This window comes from Pseudacidovorax intermedius (assembly GCF_003350475.1).
GTDB lineage: Bacteria > Pseudomonadota > Gammaproteobacteria > Burkholderiales > Burkholderiaceae_C > Xenophilus > Xenophilus intermedius.
Genome location: NZ_QQAV01000002.1, coordinates 310,946 through 329,638, shown reverse-complemented (window position 1 = coordinate 329,638; position 18,693 = coordinate 310,946). Strand labels below are relative to the sequence as shown.

General features: G+C 67.8%; 18 protein-coding genes. 14 read left to right on the top strand and 4 right to left on the bottom strand.

Features of this window, described 5'->3' with window-relative positions; all coding sequences use genetic code 11:
• Window positions 1–111 precede the first annotated feature (111 nt).
• From kdgD to DFR41_RS08145, 3 genes are all read right to left on the bottom strand, one after another.
• Window positions 112–1,023 (bottom strand): 5-dehydro-4-deoxyglucarate dehydratase, encoded by a 912-nt coding sequence (kdgD, locus tag DFR41_RS08155; protein ID WP_114802378.1) that lies wholly within the window; start codon window positions 1,021–1,023, stop codon window positions 112–114.
• Window positions 1,024–1,080: 57 nt separating this feature from the next.
• Window positions 1,081–2,055 (bottom strand): Bug family tripartite tricarboxylate transporter substrate binding protein, encoded by a 975-nt coding sequence (locus DFR41_RS08150; RefSeq protein ID WP_114802377.1) that lies wholly within the window; start codon window positions 2,053–2,055, stop codon window positions 1,081–1,083.
• A 124-nt stretch (window positions 2,056–2,179) separates the two neighbouring features.
• Complete coding sequence (locus DFR41_RS08145) at window positions 2,180–2,956, bottom strand: FadR/GntR family transcriptional regulator (protein WP_244917702.1); 777 nt, start codon at window positions 2,954–2,956, stop codon at window positions 2,180–2,182.
• A gap of 169 nt (window positions 2,957–3,125) precedes the next feature.
• Between DFR41_RS08145 and DFR41_RS08135 the strand changes: the two genes are divergently transcribed.
• From DFR41_RS08135 to DFR41_RS08110, 6 genes are all read left to right on the top strand, one after another.
• Complete coding sequence (locus tag DFR41_RS08135; protein ID WP_170159331.1) at window positions 3,126–4,154, top strand: LacI family DNA-binding transcriptional regulator; 1,029 nt, start codon at window positions 3,126–3,128, stop codon at window positions 4,152–4,154.
• A gap of 127 nt (window positions 4,155–4,281) precedes the next feature.
• Window positions 4,282–5,112, top strand: a complete 831-nt coding sequence (locus DFR41_RS08130) for an NAD-dependent epimerase/dehydratase family protein (RefSeq protein WP_017759157.1) — start codon at window positions 4,282–4,284, stop codon at window positions 5,110–5,112.
• Window positions 5,113–5,116: 4 nt separating this feature from the next.
• A complete protein-coding gene (locus DFR41_RS08125; RefSeq protein ID WP_114802375.1) occupies window positions 5,117–6,007 on the top strand; it encodes an SMP-30/gluconolactonase/LRE family protein in 891 nt (296 codons plus the stop codon).
• A gap of 50 nt (window positions 6,008–6,057) precedes the next feature.
• Window positions 6,058–7,032, top strand: coding sequence for a TRAP transporter substrate-binding protein (locus DFR41_RS08120; RefSeq protein WP_114802374.1), 975 nt, complete (start codon window positions 6,058–6,060; stop codon window positions 7,030–7,032).
• A 145-nt stretch (window positions 7,033–7,177) separates the two neighbouring features.
• A complete protein-coding gene (locus DFR41_RS08115) occupies window positions 7,178–7,666 on the top strand; it encodes a TRAP transporter small permease (RefSeq protein ID WP_114802373.1) in 489 nt (162 codons plus the stop codon).
• A gap of 79 nt (window positions 7,667–7,745) precedes the next feature.
• Window positions 7,746–9,041, top strand: a complete 1,296-nt coding sequence (locus tag DFR41_RS08110) for a TRAP transporter large permease (RefSeq protein ID WP_114802372.1) — start codon at window positions 7,746–7,748, stop codon at window positions 9,039–9,041.
• Window positions 9,042–9,065: 24 nt separating this feature from the next.
• On the opposite strand, the gene DFR41_RS08105 is transcribed toward DFR41_RS08110, so the two are convergent.
• Window positions 9,066–10,070, bottom strand: a complete 1,005-nt coding sequence (locus DFR41_RS08105; protein WP_114802371.1) for a LacI family DNA-binding transcriptional regulator — start codon at window positions 10,068–10,070, stop codon at window positions 9,066–9,068.
• A gap of 244 nt (window positions 10,071–10,314) precedes the next feature.
• On the opposite strand from DFR41_RS08105, the gene DFR41_RS08100 reads away from it, so the two are divergent.
• From DFR41_RS08100 to dnaK, 8 genes are all read left to right on the top strand, one after another.
• Window positions 10,315–11,274 carry a Bug family tripartite tricarboxylate transporter substrate binding protein gene (locus DFR41_RS08100; protein WP_114802370.1) on the top strand — a complete coding sequence of 320 codons (960 nt, stop codon included), beginning with the start codon at window positions 10,315–10,317 and terminating at the stop codon, window positions 11,272–11,274.
• Window positions 11,275–11,323: 49 nt separating this feature from the next.
• A complete protein-coding gene (locus tag DFR41_RS08095; protein ID WP_114802369.1) occupies window positions 11,324–12,454 on the top strand; it encodes an L-talarate/galactarate dehydratase in 1,131 nt (376 codons plus the stop codon).
• 38 nt (window positions 12,455–12,492) lie between these two features.
• Complete coding sequence (garD, locus tag DFR41_RS08090; protein ID WP_114802368.1) at window positions 12,493–14,076, top strand: galactarate dehydratase; 1,584 nt, start codon at window positions 12,493–12,495, stop codon at window positions 14,074–14,076.
• Between the two features lie 85 nt (window positions 14,077–14,161).
• Window positions 14,162–15,016 (top strand): archaetidylserine decarboxylase, encoded by an 855-nt coding sequence (gene asd / locus DFR41_RS08085; protein WP_114802367.1) that lies wholly within the window; start codon window positions 14,162–14,164, stop codon window positions 15,014–15,016.
• Between the two features lie 87 nt (window positions 15,017–15,103).
• Entirely contained in the window at window positions 15,104–15,445 is a 342-nt protein-coding gene (locus DFR41_RS08080) for a winged helix-turn-helix transcriptional regulator (RefSeq protein WP_017759147.1), read from the top strand.
• Window positions 15,446–15,506: 61 nt separating this feature from the next.
• The gene (locus DFR41_RS08075; RefSeq protein WP_043113473.1) at window positions 15,507–15,863 is read left to right on the top strand and encodes an FKBP-type peptidyl-prolyl cis-trans isomerase; all 357 of its coding nucleotides are present in this window, start codon (window positions 15,507–15,509) and stop codon (window positions 15,861–15,863) included.
• Window positions 15,864–16,050: 187 nt separating this feature from the next.
• A complete protein-coding gene (gene grpE / locus DFR41_RS08070) occupies window positions 16,051–16,608 on the top strand; it encodes a nucleotide exchange factor GrpE (protein WP_017759145.1) in 558 nt (185 codons plus the stop codon).
• A gap of 103 nt (window positions 16,609–16,711) precedes the next feature.
• Window positions 16,712–18,655 (top strand): molecular chaperone DnaK, encoded by a 1,944-nt coding sequence (dnaK, locus tag DFR41_RS08065; protein ID WP_114802366.1) that lies wholly within the window; start codon window positions 16,712–16,714, stop codon window positions 18,653–18,655.
• The last annotated feature ends 38 nt before the right edge of the window (window positions 18,656–18,693 follow it).

The following is an 18,693-nucleotide window of genomic DNA, read 5'->3' as shown; positions in this document are numbered from 1 at the left end:
GACGCAGAGGGATGGGAAAAGCGGCCCGCGCTCATCGCGCGGCCGCTTCGATGGCCGGTCAGCTGCGAGGCGCCAGCCGCCTCGGAGTGTGCCGGCAATGCAGCGCCTGGCTTACTGCGGGCCCAGCTTGGCGATCAGTGCCTCCAGCGCAGCGTATTCGTCGGCCCTGAGGTCGGTCAGCGGCGTGCGCACCGGGCCGGCGTCGTGGCCGACGATCTTGGCACCGGCCTTGACGATGCTCACCGCATAGCCCTGGCCCTTGTTGCGGATGGCCAGGTAGGGCATGAAGAAGTCCTTCAGCAGGCGATGCTGCGTCGCCATGTCGTCGTCGCGCACGGCTTCGTAGAACTGCATCGCCGTCCTGGGGATGAAGTTGAAGACGGCCGACGAATACACCGGCGTGCCCAGCGCCTTGTAGGCGGCGGCATAGACCTCGGCCGTGGGCAGGCCGCCCAGGTAGGCGAAGCGGTCGCCCATGGTCAGGAAGATGGAGCTCATCAGCTCGATGTCGCCGATGCCGTCCTTGAAGCCGATCAGGTTGGGATTGCGCTCGGCCAGCTTGGCCAGCGTCTCGGGCATCAACTTGGCCTGGCCGCGGTTGTAGACGATGACGCCGAACTTGACGCTCTTGCACACGGCCTCGACATGGGCGGCCAGGCCTTCCTGGCCGGCTTCGGTCAGGTAGTGCGGCAGCAGCAGGATGCCGTGGGCGCCGGCCCGCTCGGCAGCCTGGGCGCACTGGATGGCGAAGCGGGTGGGGCCGCCGGCGCCGGCAATGATCGGCACCTTGCCGCGGCAGGTGTCGACCGCGGTCTTGATGATCTCGGGATATTCGTCGGCGGTGAGCGAAAAGAACTCGCCCGTGCCGCCCGCGGCGAACAGCGCGCTGGCGCCATACGGGGCCAGCCATTCGAGGCGCTCGATATAGCCCTTCTTGTCGAAGTTGCCCTCGGCGTCGAAGTCCGTCAGCGGGAAGGACAGCAGGCCGGAGCCCATGATGGTCTTGAGATCTTGCGGGTTCATCTGCAGGTTTCCTGGAAGCGTTTGTTGAAAGAAGAAGAAGAAAAAGAAGGGAAGCGCTCAGTCGAGCTTGATGCCGGCCTGCCGCACCACGGTGGCCCAGCGGGCGCGTTCCTTGTCGAAGAACTGCTCTTCCTGGGCGCCGGTCATGGTCACGACCTCGGCGCCCTGCCCTGCGAGGCGCGAGCGCACTTCGGCAGCGCGGATGGCAGCGATGAATTCGCGGTTGAGCCGCTGCACGATGGCGTCGGGCGTGCCGCGCGGCGCCTTGACGCCCTGCCAGGTGCCCGACTCGAAACCGGGCACGCCCTGCTCGGCGATGGTGGGCACGTCGCCCACCAGGGGCATGCGCGTGGGTTTGGAGACGCCCAGCAGCTTGAGCTTGCCGCTCTGCACATGCGGCAGCGTGGCGAGCATGCCGTTCATGAGCACCTGCGTCTGGCCGCCCACGGTGTCCTGAATGGCCTGCACGCCGCCCTTGTAGGGCACATAGGTCCAGCGGGCGCCGCTGGCGCGCTCCAGCGCCACGCCGGCCAGGTGCGGCGCGCTGCCGGTGGCGGTGACGGCGAAGTTCAGGTCGCTGGTCTTCGACAGCGCCACCAGTTCCTGCAGCGTATTGGCCTTGACCGAGGGATGAACCACCAGCAGGTGCGGCGAATAGGCCAGCATGGTGACGCCACGCAGATCCTTGGAGGGGTCAAAAGGCAGCCTGGTGTAGACCGACGGGCTGATGGCGAGCGCGCCCACGTCGCAGAGCAGCACCGTGTAGCCGTCCGGCGCAGCCTTGGCGACCATGTCCGCGCCCAGGTTGCCATTGGCGCCGGGCTTGTTGTCCACGATCACGCTCTGGCCCAGCGCCTGCGACAGCGGCTGGCTGATGGCCCGGGCGATGATGTCGGAGGAACCGCCCGGCGGATAGGGCACGACGATGCGGATCGGCTTGGACGGCCAGGTGTCCGCGGCGCGGACGGCGCCCGAGGCCACGAGTGCAACACCTGAGGCACCACTGACGAACTGGCGGCGGTTGAGGGTCATGTCTGTCTCCAACTTGGTTTAAACGCGTGGCGGCTTGGATGAAGAGTCGTTGCTGGCCGTCTTGTTGTCAGTCATCGTACAACTAAGTGCGCGCTTTTTCGAGGGCGAAGACCCCACTCCGTGCTCAGGTTGTGGCGGCGGAAGCCTGGCGCTGCGCCGCCTCTTCGCGCGCGCGGCGCAGGCGCTCGCGACTGTTGGTCAGGTGGATGCGCATGGCGGCGCGCGCGGCATCGGCATCGCCGCGGGCGATGGCCGAGAAGATCTCCTCGTGCTCGCGGTTCACGCGCTCCAGGTATTCGCCGCGGTGCGCCTGGTTGCGGATCGCGCTGACGCGCGTGCGCGGGATGATGTTGGTGCCCAGGTGGCCCAGTATCTCGGCGAAATAGGGGTTGCCGGTGGCCTGCGCGATGGCGAGGTGGAAGCGGAAGTCCGGCGAGATGGAATCGCCCGCGTCGCCTGCGTCCTGCTCGAAGGCATCCAGCGCCTCGCGCATCGCCTGGAGATGGGCCCCGGAGTGGCGTTGGGCGGCCAGGCCGGCCGACTCGGTCTCCAGGCTGATGCGCAGCTCCAGCACCGCCATCACATCGACCGCCGTGGGAATCTCGGACGCATCCAGGCTGAACATGCCGGCCGCCCGCGGCGGCAGCACGAAGGTGCCGATGCCATGGCGCGTCTCGACCAGCCCGGCCGCCTGCAGCCGGGACAGTGCCTCGCGCACCACGGTGCGGCTCACGCCGTAGGTCTGCATGATGGCGGACTCGGTGGGCAGCTTGTCGCCCGGGCGGATCTGGCCGGCCCGGATGCGCTCACCCAGGTCGTCCACCAGGCCATGCGCCAGGCCACGCGCGCGACGCTGCGGCAAGGCCCGTACCGCCTGGTTCTCGGCAGGGATCGCGGGCATGGCGGGGGCGGTCGGACGGGGCATGAAGGTCATCATAAAACGGTCGTCAGTTGTACGACAACCTAGGACTCTCTATCCTTCCGGCCGGCGCCGGCACGTACGGCCGCCGCAAGCCCCGCAGTTTGTGGCATGGTCGCGCCCACACCCAGCCCCCTCTGCCTGCCTGTCCATGAGTTCTCCGCGCAAGCGCGCTGCCACCATCCGCGATGTCGCCCTGGCGGCGAAGGTCTCCACCGCCACGGTCTCCAAGTTCGTCAACGGCGGCCAGCGCTTCACCGCCGAGGTCGAGGCCCGCATCACGCAGGCCGTGCGCGAGCTGGGCTATTCGCTCAACCCGATGGCCCGCGGCATGATCACCGGCCGCACCGGCAACGTCGGCGTGGTGATCCTGGACATCCGCAACCCCTACTTCACCAGCCTCGTCAGCGGCGCCGCGCGGGTGGCGGCCGCCGGCGGGCTCAACCTGATCATTGCCGACGCGGCCGAAAGCACCTCGCCCGAACTGGGCGTCCTGCAGTCGCTGTGTCGACGGGTGGATGGGCTGGTGGTCAGCGCCCGTCTGCCGGCCGCGGCCATCCAGGGCGTGCTGGACAGCGGCACGCCGGTCGTCTTCTTCGGTCGCCCCTCGCCCTATCCACACCACGCCAGCGTGGGTTGCGACAGCCATCAGGCCGGGCTGATGCTCGGCCGTCATCTGCGGGACCTCGGCCATCGCCGCATCACCTATCTGGGGTTTTCGGGCGCGCGCTGGAGTGCGGACCGCGAACGCGGGCTGCGCGAGGCCTTCCAGGGCGTCAAGGCAAGCGTGCGCACGGTGGATGCGTCGGCGCCGTCGACCGAGGAAGGCGAACGCCTCGCCTCCAGCCTGCTGCTGTCGCCCGACCGCGGCGACGCCATCGTGGCCTACAACGACCTGCTGGCCATGGGCCTGCTGCTTGAGGCCCAGTCGCTGGGCATTGCCGTGCCGGACGAGGTGTCCGTCGCGGCCTTCGACAACATCGCCTACGGCCGCCTGGTGAGCCCGGCCCTGACCAGCGTGGACATGATGGGCGAGGCGACGGGCGAACTCGCCATGCGCCGGCTGATCGCCGCCATCCAAGGCGAGGATGTTGCAGCGCAGGAAAACGTTATACCTCCGCGACTCGTCGCACGGAATTCCACGCGCAGTCTCATCAAGGGTAAGCACCTAGCGCGCTGAACTTGACGCCGGAGCGGGTGGTGCGCACCATCGCGGCCAGCCCTTCGCGGCTTTTTTCGAGCCGCGAAGTTAAACGTTTACCTTGATGCAGCATTTTGCATCGCGTCGATCACAGGCCGCCGATTCCATGACCGCCCCTTCCTTCTCCAGTCCCGCCCGTCGCCTGCAGCGGCTGCTGCTCACCGGCGCGGCCGGCGGTCTTGGCCAGGTGCTGCGGGAACGGCTGGTGCCCTTTGCCGAGCAGTTGCGCGTCTCGGACATCGCGCCGCTGGGCGCAGCGCGGGGCGCGCACGAAGAGATCGTGCATTGCGACCTGGCCGAGAAAGCGGCCGTGCACGCGCTGCTGGCGGGCTGCGATGCCGTGGTCCATCTGGGCGGCATCTCGGTGGAGCGGCCCTTCGAACAGATCCTCGAAGCCAACATCAAGGGCATCTACAACGTCTACGAGGCCGCGCGCCGCCAGGGCGTGGGCCGCATCGTGTTCGCCAGTTCCAACCATGTGATCGGCTTCTACAAGCAGACCGAGCACATCGACGCCACGGCGATGCGCCGGCCCGACGGCTACTACGGCCTGTCCAAGTCCTTTGGCGAGGACATGGCCCAGTTCTACTGGGACCGGTACGGCATCCAGACGGTGAGCATCCGCATCGGCTCCTCCTTCCCGGCCCCCGCCAACCGCCGCATGATGAGCACCTGGCTCAGCTACGACGACCTGACGCGGCTGGTGGAGCGGTCGCTGTTCACGCCCGACGTCGGCCACACGGTGGTCTTCGGCGCCTCGGCCAACCGCGAGGTGTGGTGGGACAACCGCGCCGCCGCTCACCTGGGCTGGGTGCCGCAGGACGATTCCGAGGTCTTCCGCGCGCAGGTCGAGACCCAGCCGCCGGTGGCGGCCGACGACCCCAACGCCATCTACCAGGGCGGTGCCTTCACCGCCCAGGGCCCCTTCGGAGACTGAGACCGTGCAGGCATCCCGAGCCGAACTCGTCGTCGACGCGCGCCATGGCACCGGCGAGAGCCCGGTGTGGCATGAGGCCGAGCAGGCGCTGTACTGGGTGGACATCCCGGGCCGCACGCTCAACCGCTGGGCGGCGGCCGAGGGCCACCGCCAGTGGGCCACGCCGCAGATGCCCGCCTGCATCGCCGCCGCGGCGGGCCGACCTGGCCAATGGCTGACCGGCATGGAAGATGGCGTCCACACGCTCACCCTGGGTGCGGAAGACCAGGCACAGGTCACTACGCTGGCGCCTGTGCAGCATGCCCGCGCCGGCATGCGCTTCAACGACGGCCGCTGCGACCGCCAGGGCCGCTTCTGGGCGGGCACCATGCTCATGGACATGGGCGCCGCCGCCCGGGTCGGCGTGCTCTACCGGCTGGACGGCACCACGCTGCAGCCGATGCTGGACGACCTGATTACGCCCAACGGCCTGGCCTTCAGTCCAGACGGTCGCACGATGTACCTGTCGGATTCACATCCCGAGGTGCAGGCCATCTGGGCCTTCGACTACGACCCCGACACGGGCACGCCGTCAAACCGCCGACTCTTCGTCGACATGAAGCCGCTGCCTGGCCGACCGGACGGAGCCGCCATCGACATCGACGGCGGCTACTGGATCTGCGGCAACGATGCCGGTCTGGTACACCGCTTCACGCCCGACGGCCGGCTAGACCGTTCGCTCGAAGTGCTCGTGAAGAAGCCCGCCATGTGCGCATTCGGCGGCGCCGCGCTCGACACCCTCTTCGTCACCTCGATCCGGCCGGCTGGCGACCTGTCGGATCAACCCCTGGCTGGCGGCGTCTTCGCGCTGCAGCCGGGCACGCAGGGCCTGCCCGAGCCGGCCTGGCAACCCTGAAGTTCCAAGAAGACCGCCACACCCCCCAGGATCCACCCGAGGAAGACAACATGAAGACCCTTCGTATCAAGACCGCTCTGCTCGCCCTGGCCGCCAGTGCTGCGACGCTGGCGGCGCAGGCGACCGAGTTCCGCTCGGCCGATATCCACCCCGACGACTACCCCACCGTCACGGCGGTCAAGTTCATGGGCGAGCGGCTCAAGCAGTTGTCGGGTGGCAAGCACAGCATCAAGGTGTTCAACAACAGCGCGCTCGGCAGCGAGAAGGACACCATCGAGCAGACCAAGATCGGCGCGCTGCAGATGGTGCGCGTGAACATCGCGCCGATGAACAACATCTGCCCCGAGACGCAGGTGCCGACCATGCCCTTCCTGTTCCGCTCCACCGACCACCTGCACAAGGTGCTGGACGGCCCGATCGGCGAGGACATCCTCAAGAGCTGCGAGAAGCAGGGCTTCATCGGACTGGCCTTCTACGACAGCGGCGCCCGCTCGATCTACACCGCCAAGAAGCCGGTGCGCGGCCTGGCCGATGTGAAGGGGCTGAAGATCCGCGTTCAGCAATCCGACCTGTGGGTGGCGCTGGTCGAGGCCATGGGCGGCAATGCCACGCCCATGCCCTTCGGCGAGGTCTACACGGCGCTCAAGACCGGGCTCGTGGATGCGGCCGAGAACAACTATCCGTCGTACGAGAGCTCGCGCCACTTCGAGGTGGCCAAGTACTTCGCCAAGACCGAGCACTCGATGGCGCCGGAGATGCTGCTCTTCTCCAAGCGTGCCTGGGACCGCCTCTCGCCCGAGGAGCAGGGCTGGATCCGCCAGGCCGCGAAGGAGTCGGTGCCCTACATGCGCAAGCAGTGGGCCGAGCGCGAGGCCAAGTCGCTGGCCGCCGTGAAGGCCGGCGGCGCCGAGATCATCGAGATCGACAAGAAGCCCTTTGAGGCCGCCATGAAGCCCGTCTACGACAAGTTCATCACCGACGCGCGGCTGAAGGACCTGGTCAAGCGGGTGCAGGACACGCAGTAAGCCGCAGCGGGGGTTGGGCACCTTCCCCCTCTGGGGGAAGGCAGGGATGGGAGCCAGCGGCGCATCGAACGCTTCTGCCTTGCTACCGCCGCCGGCCCCCACCCCTGCCCTCCTCCAGCGGGGGAGGGAGAAAGAGAGAAACCCCATGTACTCCCGCTTCTGCCGCGCCCTCGCGCGCGCCTGCATGGTGCTGGGCATCGTCGGCCTCGTCGCAGTGATCTGCGCCGTGAGCTGGCAGGTGTTCGGGCGCTACATCCTCAACAGCACGCCCACCTGGGCCGAGAGCCTGGCGCTGCTCATGGTGCTCTACGTCACCATGTTCGGCGTGGCCGTGGGCGTGCGCGACGCCGGCCACATCGGGCTGGAATCGCTGCTCGTGCTGGCACCACCCCGGCTTCGACTCAAGCTGGAGATGCTGATCCACGCGCTGGTCGGCCTGTTCGGCGCCGCCATGGCCTGGAACTGCGCCTACCTGGCCGAGTCGGTGTGGAGCTACCGGCTGCCCACGCTCTTCATCTCCGAAGGCTGGAAGTACGTGCCGCCCAGCTTTGCCGGCGTGCTGATCGTGCTGTTCTCCATCGAGCACATCCTGGCGCTGGCCCAGGGCCGCGAACTGGAGCCGTCGTGGACCTGATGCCCATGCGCTGCCGCCGGCCCCTTTTCATCACGCGCCCCCCGCACATTCCTCGTCCTGCCGCGTGCCTGGAGGCCGCATGACCATCCCGCTGCTCATCCTCACCCTGTCGTTCACCGCCCTGCTGCTGCTGGGCGTGCCGGTGGCTTTCTCCATCGGCCTGTCGGCCCTGGCCACGCTGCTCTACGAGGGCCTGCCGCTCGCGGTGGGGTTCCAGCAGATGATGTCCGGCATGGGGATCTTCTCCTTCCTGGCGATCCCCTTCTTCATCTTCGCGGGCGAGCTGATGCTCTACGGCGGCATCGCCGACCGCATCGTCGACTTCGCCAAGTCGCTGGTCGGCCATGTGCGCGGCGGCCTGGGCATGAGCAACGTCGTGGCCTGCACGCTCTTCGGCGGCGTCTCGGGCTCGCCAGTGGCCGACGTGTCCGCCATGGGCGCGGTGATGATCCCGATGATGAAGAAGGAGGGCTACCACGCCGACTATGCGGTCAACGTGACCACGCATGCGGCCCTGGTCGGCGCGCTAATGCCCACCAGCCACAACCTCATCATCTATTCGCTGGCGGCGGGCGGCAAGGTGTCGATCGCGGCGCTGATCCTGGCCGCGCTGCTGCCGGCCATCATCCTCACGCTGTGCAACCTGCTGGCGGCCTATGTGGTGGCGGTGCGCCGCGGCTATCCGGCCGGCACCTTCCCGGGCTGGGCCATCGTGGCGCGCAGCTTCGCCGCGGCGCTGCCGGGGCTGTTCATCGTGGTGCTGATCCTGGGTGGCATCCTATCGGGCATCTTCACGGCCACCGAGTCCGCGGCCGTGGCGGTGCTCTATGCGCTGGCGCTGACCATCTTTCTGTACCGCACACTCAAGTGGGCGCACTTCATCAAGGCGGCCGCCAAGGCCGTGCGCACCACGGGCGTGATCCTGCTGCTGATCGGCATCTCCAGCACTTTCGGCTACCTGATCAGCCTGTATGGCGTGGCGGAGCTGACGGGGCAGATGCTGTCGAAGGTGTCGACGACGCCGTGGGTGATCTTCCTGCTGATCAACGTCATCCTGTTCCTGTTGGGCACCTTCCTGGACATGGCGGCGACGATCCTGCTGTGCACGCCCATCTTCCTGCCCATCGCCCAGCAGTACGGCATGACCTCGGTGCAGTTCGGCATCCTGATGCTGATCAACTGCGCGCTGGGGCTGAACACGCCGCCGGTGGGCACCACCCAGTTCGTGGGCTGCGCCATCGGCGGGGTATCGGTGGGCGAGGTGATGCGCACCATCTGGCCCTTCTATGGCGCGCTGATCCTGGCGCTCGGGCTGGTGACGTTCGTGCCGCAGTTCAGCTTGTGGCTCCCAAGCATGTTCATGGTCGTGAGGTAGAACGGCACCTCACATGACGGCCGCTCAGCCGCCGGCCGTGGATTCGCGCTCGACGATGCGGAAGCCGACGTCCACGACCGGCTGAGCGACCGGTTCGCCGCGCGCGCGGGCCAGGACCATCTCGGCGGCCAGGCGGCCGATCCCGGGCCCATCGACCAGCACGGTGCTCAGACTGGGCAGCAGGTGGGCGGAAAAGTCGGCGTTGCCGAAGCCGCAGATCGCCAGATCCTGCGGCACGCGCAGGCCGCGCGCATGCGCCTCGACCAGCACGCCATGCGCCAGCTGGTCGGAGCTGCAGCAGATCATGCGCAGTGCCGGATCCTGCGCCAGCAGGTCGGCCAGCGCGCGGCGGCCACGTTCCAGATTGCTGGGGGCGGTCACGCAGGCCGTGGGCACCTCGCGGCCGAAGGCGGCAATGAAGCCCTCGCGCCGCTGCATTGCGCGATGGTCGTCGGCGGTGGCGATGCCCACGCGCCGCCAGCCCCGGGCGAGGCAGAAGCCCGCCAATGCGCTGCCCACCTTGAGGTGCGAGAAGCCCACCAGCATGTCCACCGGGCGCTGCGACAGGTCCCATATCTCCACCACCGGCACACCCGCGCGGCGCAGACGCTCACGCGCCGCCTCGGACTGGATCAGGCCAGCGAAGACGATGCCATCCGGCTGGCGGCTGATCATGGTGTTGAGTACGGCCTCCTCGCGCGCGGCGTCGTAGCGGGTCTGACCCAGCAGCACCTGGTAGCCCTCCTCCGCCAGCGTCTCTGTGAGCGTCTGGACGGAAGGCAGGAACTGCGCGACCGACAGCGCCGGCACGATGCCCGCGACCATGCGACTGCGACGCGACTTGAGGCCGCCGGCCAGCAGGTTGGGGATGTAGCCCGTTGCCTCCACCGCCTGCTGCACCAGGGCAATGGTCTTGGGCGACACCAGGGCGGGATTGCTGAGGGCCCGCGAGGCCGTGATCGGCGAGACGCCTGCGGCACGTGCAACGTCGTGCAGCGTGGCGGGCTTGAGGGGCGGAGGAACACTCATGGCAGGAAGGCCCGGGAGCCTAACAGCTTCACGCCAGAAGAGACTCGCGGCCCCGGGGCGTCCGTGCCGCGGTGCGCCCCTGCCGAAGCGCGCACCCATTCGCCATGAGGGCACGTTGACAGCAGGAATGACAACGATATCATTTGATCGCCGTTCGCTTCGGTGTTCCAACACAAATGACAAGCCGGAGCTGCGCTTGGAAATGACAACGTTGTCATTTCAACTCAACCATTCAGGAGACATCATGAAGCAATTCCTTTGTGCAGCATTGGCCGGCCTGTCGCTCGCCGCGGCCGCCGCCGACGCCTGGCCCAGCAAGACCGTCACGCTGGTCGTGCCCTTCCCTCCCGGCGGCTCCACCGACCAGGTGGCCCGGGCGCTGATGCCAGTGATGAGCGAGTCGCTCAAGCAGAGCTTCATCGTGGACAACCGGGCCGGCGCCACCGGCACCATCGGCGCCACCTTCGTCAAGCGCGCGCCGGCCGATGGCAACACCTTCCTGGTCACCTCCCTCGGCCCGCTGGTCATCGTGCCGCACCTGATGAAGGGCCTGCAGTTCGATCCGCTCAAGGACTTCGATCCGGTCACCGTGGCCGTGGCCTCGCCCAACGTGCTGGTGGTGCCGGCCGCTTCGCCGCACAAGAGCGTCGCCGACGTCATCGCCTACGAGAAGGCCAATCCGGGCAAGATGACCTTCGCCTCCGCCGGCGCCGGCTCCAGCGACCACCTGACGGCAGAGCTGTTCTGGCAGCAGACCGGCACCACCGGCATCCACGTGCCCTACAAGGGCGGCGGCCCGGCCCACACCGACATCATGGGTGGCCAGGTGGATGCCTCCTTCCAGAACGTGAACGCCGTGCTGCAGTACATCAAGGCCGGCCGCATGCGCCCGCTGGCCGTGACCAGCGCCAAGCGCTCGCCGGTGCTGCCCGACGTCCCCACGCTGTCGGAGCTGGGCGTCAAGGGCGTCGAAGTGACCTCCTGGCAGGCCATCGTGGCCCCCAAGGGCCTACCGGCGGACGTTCGTGAGAAGGCCGCTGCCGCCTTCGTCGCCGCCCTCAACGACCCGCGCGTCAAGGACCAGTTCACCGGCATCGGCTTCGAGATGGTCACGAACACGCCCGCCCAGTTCGCCACCTTCATGCAGACCGAGTCCGCCCGCTGGAAGAAGGTGATCGAGACCGGAAAGATCTCGCTCGACTGAGCTCTCGCCTCGCCCTGCTCCGCTGCCCCACCGCTTCTGCCCCGCGCCCATGTCCCAAGACCGCATCACCTGGATCCGCCTGTCCTCCTGCTACCTGCCGCTGGCCACGCCCATCAGCGACGCCAAGGTGCTCACCGGACGGCAGAAGCCGATGACCGAGATCGCCATGCTCTTCGCCGAGATGGAGACGAAGGACGGGCATCGCGGGCTGGGCTTTTCGTATTCGAAGCGCGCCGGCGGTCCCGGGCAGTTCGCGCATGCGAAGGAAGTGGCGCCCGCGCTGCTGGGCGAGGACCCGAGCGACATCGCGCGCCTGTGGACCAAGCTGTGCTGGGCCGGCGCCTCGGTCGGGCGCAGCGGCATGGGCGTGCAGGCCATCGGCGCCTTCGACGTGGCGCTGTACGACCTCAAGGCGCGGCGCGCCGGGCTGTCGCTGGCCAAGCTTTTGGGTGCGCAGCGCGAGTCGGTGCGCTGCTACAACACCTCCGGCGGCTTCCTGCACACGCCCATCGACCAGCTGAAGGTGAACGCTGCCGCGTCCATCGAACGCGGCATCGGCGGCATCAAGCTCAAGGTGGGCCAGCCCGACAGCAAGATCGACATCCAGCGCGTCGAGGCCGTGCGGCAGCACCTGGGCGACCATGTGCCGATCATGGTGGATGCCAACCAGCAGTGGGACCGGCCGACGGCGCAACGCATGTGCCGCATCTTCGAGCAGTTCAACCTGGTGTGGATCGAGGAGCCGCTGGATGCCTACGACCACGAGGGTCATGCCGCGCTGGCCGCGGCCTTCGACACGCCCATCGCCACCGGCGAGATGCTCACCAGCGCGGCCGAGCACGGCGACCTGATCCGCCACCGTGCCGCCGACTACCTGATGCCCGATGCCCCGCGCGTGGGCGGCATCACGCCCTTCCTCAAGATCGCGGCCCAGGCCGAGCATGCCGGCCTGATGCTGGGGCCCCATTTCGCGATGGAACTGCATGTGCACCTGGGTGCCATCTACCCGACCGAGCCCTGGGTCGAGCACTTCGATTGGCTGGAGCCGCTGTTCAACGAACGGCTGGAGATCGCGGGCGGCCGAATGTTGGTGCCCACGCGCCCGGGCCTCGGTCTGTCGCTGAGCGAGCAGGCCCGCAGCTGGACCCGCGAGACGGCCGAAGTGGGCGAACGAGCCTGAGCGACTTGCGGCCCCATCCTTTCGACGCCGAGCCCCCGATGAGCCCCACCCGCCCGCCCCTGCGCATCGCCATGCATCCTGCCGATAACGTGGCCATCGTGGCCAACGACGGCGGGCTGCCGGCCGGCACCGTGTTCCCCGATGGCCTGACGCTGGTCGACAAAGTGCCCCAGGCCCACAAGGTGGCGCTGGTGGACATTCCCGAAGGCGGTGCCGTGCGCCGCTACGACGTAGTCATCGGCTACGCGCTCAAGCCCATCCCGCGTGGCAGCTGGGTGCACGAGCGCCTGCTGCGCATGCCCGAGGCGCGCTCGCTCGAAGGCCTGCCCATCGCGACCGTGCGGCCCGAGCCGCTTGCGCCGCTGAAGGGCTACACCTTCGAGGGCTACCGCAACGCCGACGGCTCGGTCGGCACCCGCAACATCCTCGCGATCACGCAGACCGTGCAGTGCGTGGCCGGCGTCACCGACTTCGCCGTGCAGCGCATCAAGACCGAGCTGCTGCCGCGATACCCCAACGTGGACGACGTGGTGGCGCTCGAGCATTCGTATGGCTGCGGCGTGGCCATCGACGCGCCCGACGCCGTGGTGCCCATCCGAACGCTGCGCAACATCAGCCTCAACCCTAACTTCGGCGGCGAGGTGATGGTGGTCAGCCTGGGCTGCGAAAAGCTGCAGCCCGAGCGGCTGCTGCCGCCCGGCGCCATCCCGCTGTTGGACGAACGCAGCGTGGCCGACGTCGGCACCAGCGAGGAGGCGAAGCTGGACGTTGTCTGCCTGCAGGACGAGGCGCACGTCGGCTTCATGTCCATGGTCGATTCCATCCTGCGGCAGGCCGAGGTGCACCTGGCGCGCCTGAACGCCCGCCGCCGCGAGACGGTGCCGGCCAGCGAGCTGGTGGTGGGCGTGCAGTGCGGCGGCAGCGATGCCTTCAGCGGCGTCACAGCGAACCCGGCGGTGGGCTTCTGCACCGACCTGCTGGTGCGCGCCGGCGCCACCGTGATGTTCAGCGAGGTGACCGAGGTGCGCGACGGCATCGACCAGCTCACCGCCCGCGCCGCCACGCCCGAAGTGGCGCAGGCCATGATCGACCAGATGGCCTGGTACGACGCCTATCTGCAGCGCGGCCAGGTGGACCGCAGCGCCAACACCACACCGGGCAACAAGAAGGGCGGCCTGTCCAACATCGTCGAGAAGGCGATGGGCTCCATCGTCAAGAGCGGCAGCGCGCCCATCAGTGGCGTGGTGGCGCCGGGCGAGAAGGCGCGGCAGAAGGGCCTGCTCTATGCCGCCACGCCGGCCTCGGACTTCATCTGTGGCACGCTGCAGCTGGCCGCCGGCATGAACCTGCATGTGTTCACCACCGGCCGCGGCACGCCCTACGGCCTGGCCGAGGCGCCGGTCATCAAGGTGGCCACCCGCAGCGATCTGGCGCGCCGCTGGCACGACCTGATGGATGTCAATGCGGGCCGCATCGCCGATGGCGAGGCCTGCATCGAGGACATGGGCTGGGAGCTGTTCCGACTGATGCTGGATGTGGCCTCGGGCCGCAAGAAGACCTGGGCCGAGCAGTGGAAGCTGCACAACCAGCTGGTGCTGTTCAACCCGGCGCCGGTGACCTGACCGCAGGCCTGCACCGTACAAATCCCGGGGCGGCTTGCGGGAACCCCCTCGATAGAATCGAACGCCCACGATCGCCGGTGTCCCCTTGTCCGACCGTTTCGCCGTTCTCCCCCAGTACCTCTATCCCAAGCAGGCATTGACCTCCTTCGCAGGCTGGGTGGCCGGCAAGGAGCGCGGCGCACTGACGACCTGGATCATCCGCAACTTCGTCGCCAAGTACGGCGTCGACATGAGCGAGGCGATCGAGAGCGACATCGCGCGCTACCCCAGCTTCAACGAGTTCTTCACCCGCGCCCTCAAGCCCGGCGCCCGGCCGATCGCCGACGCGCCGCTGGTCTGCCCGGTGGATGGCGCCATCAGCCAGTTCGGCCCCATCGCGGGCGACCAGATCTTCCAGGCCAAGGGCCACCGCTACACGACCACGGCCTTGATCGGCGGCGATTCCGGCTTGGCAGCACAGTTCCGGGACGGCAGCTTCGCCACGCTCTACCTGAGTCCGCGCGACTACCACCGCATCCACATGCCCTGCGACGGGCGCCTCACGCGCATGATCTATGTGCCGGGGGCGCTGTTCTCGGTCAATCCGACCACGGCGCGGGGCGTGCCGGGGCTCTTCGCCCGCAACGAGCGGGTGGTGTGCGTCTTCGAGGGCGACCACGGTCCCTTCGTGCTGGTGCTGGTGGGTGCCACCATCGTCGGCAGCATGGCGACCGTCTGGCATGGCGTGGTCAATCCACCGCGCGGCGGCGAGATCCGCGAATGGCGCTACGACGATCCGGCCCTGCGTTTCGGCAAGGGCCAGGAGATGGGGCGCTTCCTGCTGGGTTCGACGGTGGTGATGCTCTTTCCGCCGCCCGCCCTGTCGTTCAACCCGGACTGGGCGCCGGGGCGCGCAGTGCGCCTGGGTGAGCCGATGGCCGGCGCGGGTGCGCACCGATAGACTGCGGCACGACCGGCTGCACGGCCGGCCCCAGCTCCGCCACGACATACCGGGCCACCCCGGGCCCACGACGAGGAGGGTTTGCCGATGAGCTCCAAAGACCAGGCCGCCGTGCGGCAACTGCTGGCGCTGCTCGAAGCGCGTTACGCGCTGCGCGTGCTGTGGGCCCTGAGGGACGGCCATCCGCAGACCTTCCGCCTGCTGCAGGACAGCGTGGGTGGCATCACGCCCAACACCCTCAACACCCGCATCAAGGAACTGCGCGAGGCCGGCCTGCTGTGCCATGGCGGCGACGGCTACTGCCTCACCACCAGCGGGCAGGATCTGCTCAAGCGCCTGTCCGACCTGCAGGCCTTTGCCGGCCGCTGGCAGGTCGGTCTCGTCAAGAAGACACCCGCGACGCCGGCCGAGGCATCGCCCTCCGCCTAAACTCGCGCGTTTGCCCCGCCGCCCGGCCCCCGCTGCCGGTGCGGCCCGTCCATCCAAAGGAATCTCCATGCCCACCACCGCATCCGGCCTGCAGTACGAAGACACCGTCGTCGGCGAAGGCGCCGAGGCCAGCGCCGGCCAGTACGTCCATGTGCACTACACCGGCTGGCTCTACAACGATGGCCAGCAGGGCGCCAAGTTCGATTCCAGCCTGGACCGCAACGACCCCTTCGCCTTCCCGCTGGGCGCCGGCCACGTGATCAAGGGCTGGGACGAAGGCGTGGCCGGCATGAAGGTCGGTGGCAAGCGCACGCTGATCATCCCCCCGGGCCTGGGCTACGGCGCCCGTGGCGCCGGCGGCGTGATCCCGCCCAATGCCACCCTGAAGTTCGACGTCGAACTGCTCGACGCTCGCTGAGCCCCACACCCTGCGCACCCAGGCGGCCCCACGACGGCCGCCTTTTTGCTTCGGCTCAATCGCCTTCCTCGATGGCCCTGGCGGCCTTCATTGGAAATTTCTTAGCCTTTGCGCAGCATCCCCACCTTGAAAAGGGCTTTGGGGTCCCTAGCTGCTGGGCAGTTTGAACCCCAACGTTCCATCGACCATGACGGAGAACACCCCCCATTCGCCCGCCCCGGAAGGCCAGCAGCCCACGGCCGACGCCCAGAACGACGCCGTGCATGCCGAAGCCGCCACGCCCGAGCAGAACCTGGAAGCCGAACTGGCCGAGCTGAAGGCCAAGTCGGCCGAGCTGGCCGACCAGTACCTGCGCGCCCAGGCCGATGTGCAGAACGCCCGTCGCCGCGCCGACGAGGAAATCTCCAAGGCCCGCAAGTTCGCCGTGGAGTCCTTCGCCGAAAGCATGCTGCCGGTGCTCGACAGCCTGGAAGCCGGCCTGGCCATCAAGGAAGCCACTCCCGAGCAGATCCGCGAAGGCGCCGAAGCCACGCTGCGCCAGCTCAAGAGCGCACTGGAGCGCAACAAGGTGATCGAGGTGGCGCCTGCCGCCGGTACCAAATTCGACCCGCACCAGCACCAGGCCATCTCGATGGTGCCCGCCGAGCAGGAAGCCAACACCGTCGTGAGCGTGCTGCAGAAGGGCTACACCATCGCCGAGCGCGTGCTGCGGCCGGCGCTGGTGACCGTCGCGGCGCCCAAGTAATTCGACATTGCTCCACAGGAAATCCCCGGCGCATCCCTTGAATCCGGCCGGGTTATCCACAAGTTCAGCACAACAGATTCTTCAGATTCAGGAGTAACGACACATGGCCAAGATCATCGGCATCGACCTGGGCACGACCAACTCGTGCGTGGCGATCATGGAGGGCAACAACACCCGCGTGATCGAGAACTCGGAAGGCGCGCGCACCACGCCGTCCATCATTGCGTATCAGGAAGACGGCGAAGTGCTGGTCGGCGCCTCGGCCAAGCGCCAGGCGGTCACCAACCCGCGCAACACCCTCTATGCGGTCAAGCGCCTGATCGGTCGCAAGTTCGAGGAGAAGGAAGTGCAGAAGGACATCGACCTGATGCCCTATGCCATCTCCAAGGCCGACAACGGCGACGCCTGGGTGGAAGTGCGCGGCAAGAAGATGGCGCCTCCGCAGATCAGCGCCGAGGTGCTGCGCAAGATGAAGAAGACCGCCGAGGACTACCTGGGCGAGCCCGTGACCGAGGCCGTGATCACGGTGCCGGCCTACTTCAACGACAGCCAGCGCCAGGCCACCAAGGACGCAGGCCGCATCGCCGGCCTGGAAGTCAAGCGCATCATCAACGAGCCCACCGCGGCCGCGCTGGCCTTCGGCCTGGACAAGCAGGACAAGGGCGACCGCAAGATCGCCGTGTATGACCTGGGCGGCGGCACCTTCGACGTGTCGATCATCGAGATCGCCGACGTCGACGGCGAGAAGCAGTTCGAGGTGCTGTCCACCAACGGCGACACCTTCCTGGGCGGCGAAGACTTCGACCAGCGCATCATCGACTACATCATCACCGAGTTCAAAAAGGAACAGGGCGTCGATCTGTCGAAGGACGTGCTGGCCCTGCAGCGCCTGAAGGAAGCCGCCGAGAAGGCCAAGATCGAGCTGTCGAACTCCTCGCAGACCGACGTCAACCTGCCCTACATCACGGCGGACGCCACCGGCCCGAAGCACCTGAACATCAAGCTGACCCGCGCCAAGCTGGAAAGCCTGGTCGAGGACCTCGTCGAGCGCACCATCGCCCCCTGCCGCACGGCCATCAAGGACGCCGGCATCAGCGTGAACGACATCAGCGACGTGATCCTGGTGGGCGGCCAGACCCGCATGCCCAAGGTGCAGGAGAAGGTCAAGGAGTTCTTCGGCAAGGAGCCGCGCAAGGACGTCAACCCCGACGAGGCCGTGGCCGTCGGCGCCGCCATCCAGGGCCAGGTGCTCTCGGGTGACCGCAAGGACGTGCTGCTGCTGGACGTGACCCCGCTGTCGCTCGGCATCGAGACGATGGGCGGCGTGATGACCAAGATGATCACCAAGAACACCACGATCCCGACGAAGTTCGCGCAGACCTTCTCGACGGCCGACGACAACCAGCCGGCCGTGACGATCAAGGTGTTCCAGGGCGAGCGCGAGATCGCCTCCGGCAACAAGCTGCTGGGCGAATTCAACCTGGAAGGCATTCCGCCGGCACCGCGCGGCACGCCGCAGATCGAGGTGAGCTTCGACATCGACGCCAACGGCATCCTGCACGTCGGCGCCAAGGACAAGGGCACCGGCAAGGAAAACAAGATCACCATCAAGGCGAACTCGGGCCTGTCCGAGGACGAGATCCAGAAGATGGTGAAGGACGCCGAGCTGAACGCCGCCGAGGACAAGAAGAAGGTCGAACTGGTGCAGTCGCGCAACCAGGGTGAAGCCATGGTCCACAGCGTGCGCAAGTCGCTGGGCGAGCACGGCGACAAGCTGGACGCCGGCGAGAAGGACAAGATCGAGGCTGCCATCAAGGAGCTCGAGGAAGTCCTGAAGTCCGACGACAAGGACGCCATCGAAGCCAAGACCACGGCGCTGATGACCGCCAGCCAGAAGCTGGGCGAGAAGATGTACGCCGACGCGCAGGCCGCCGAAGCCGCCGCGGGTGCGGCCGGCGCGGGTAGCGCTGGCGCAGAAAATGCGAGCGCCAATCCGGCCGACGACAACGTGGTCGACGCCGAGGTCAAGGAAGTCAAGAAGGGCTGAACGCCTTGAGCTGACGCGGGGCTGGTCACCTGTCCAAG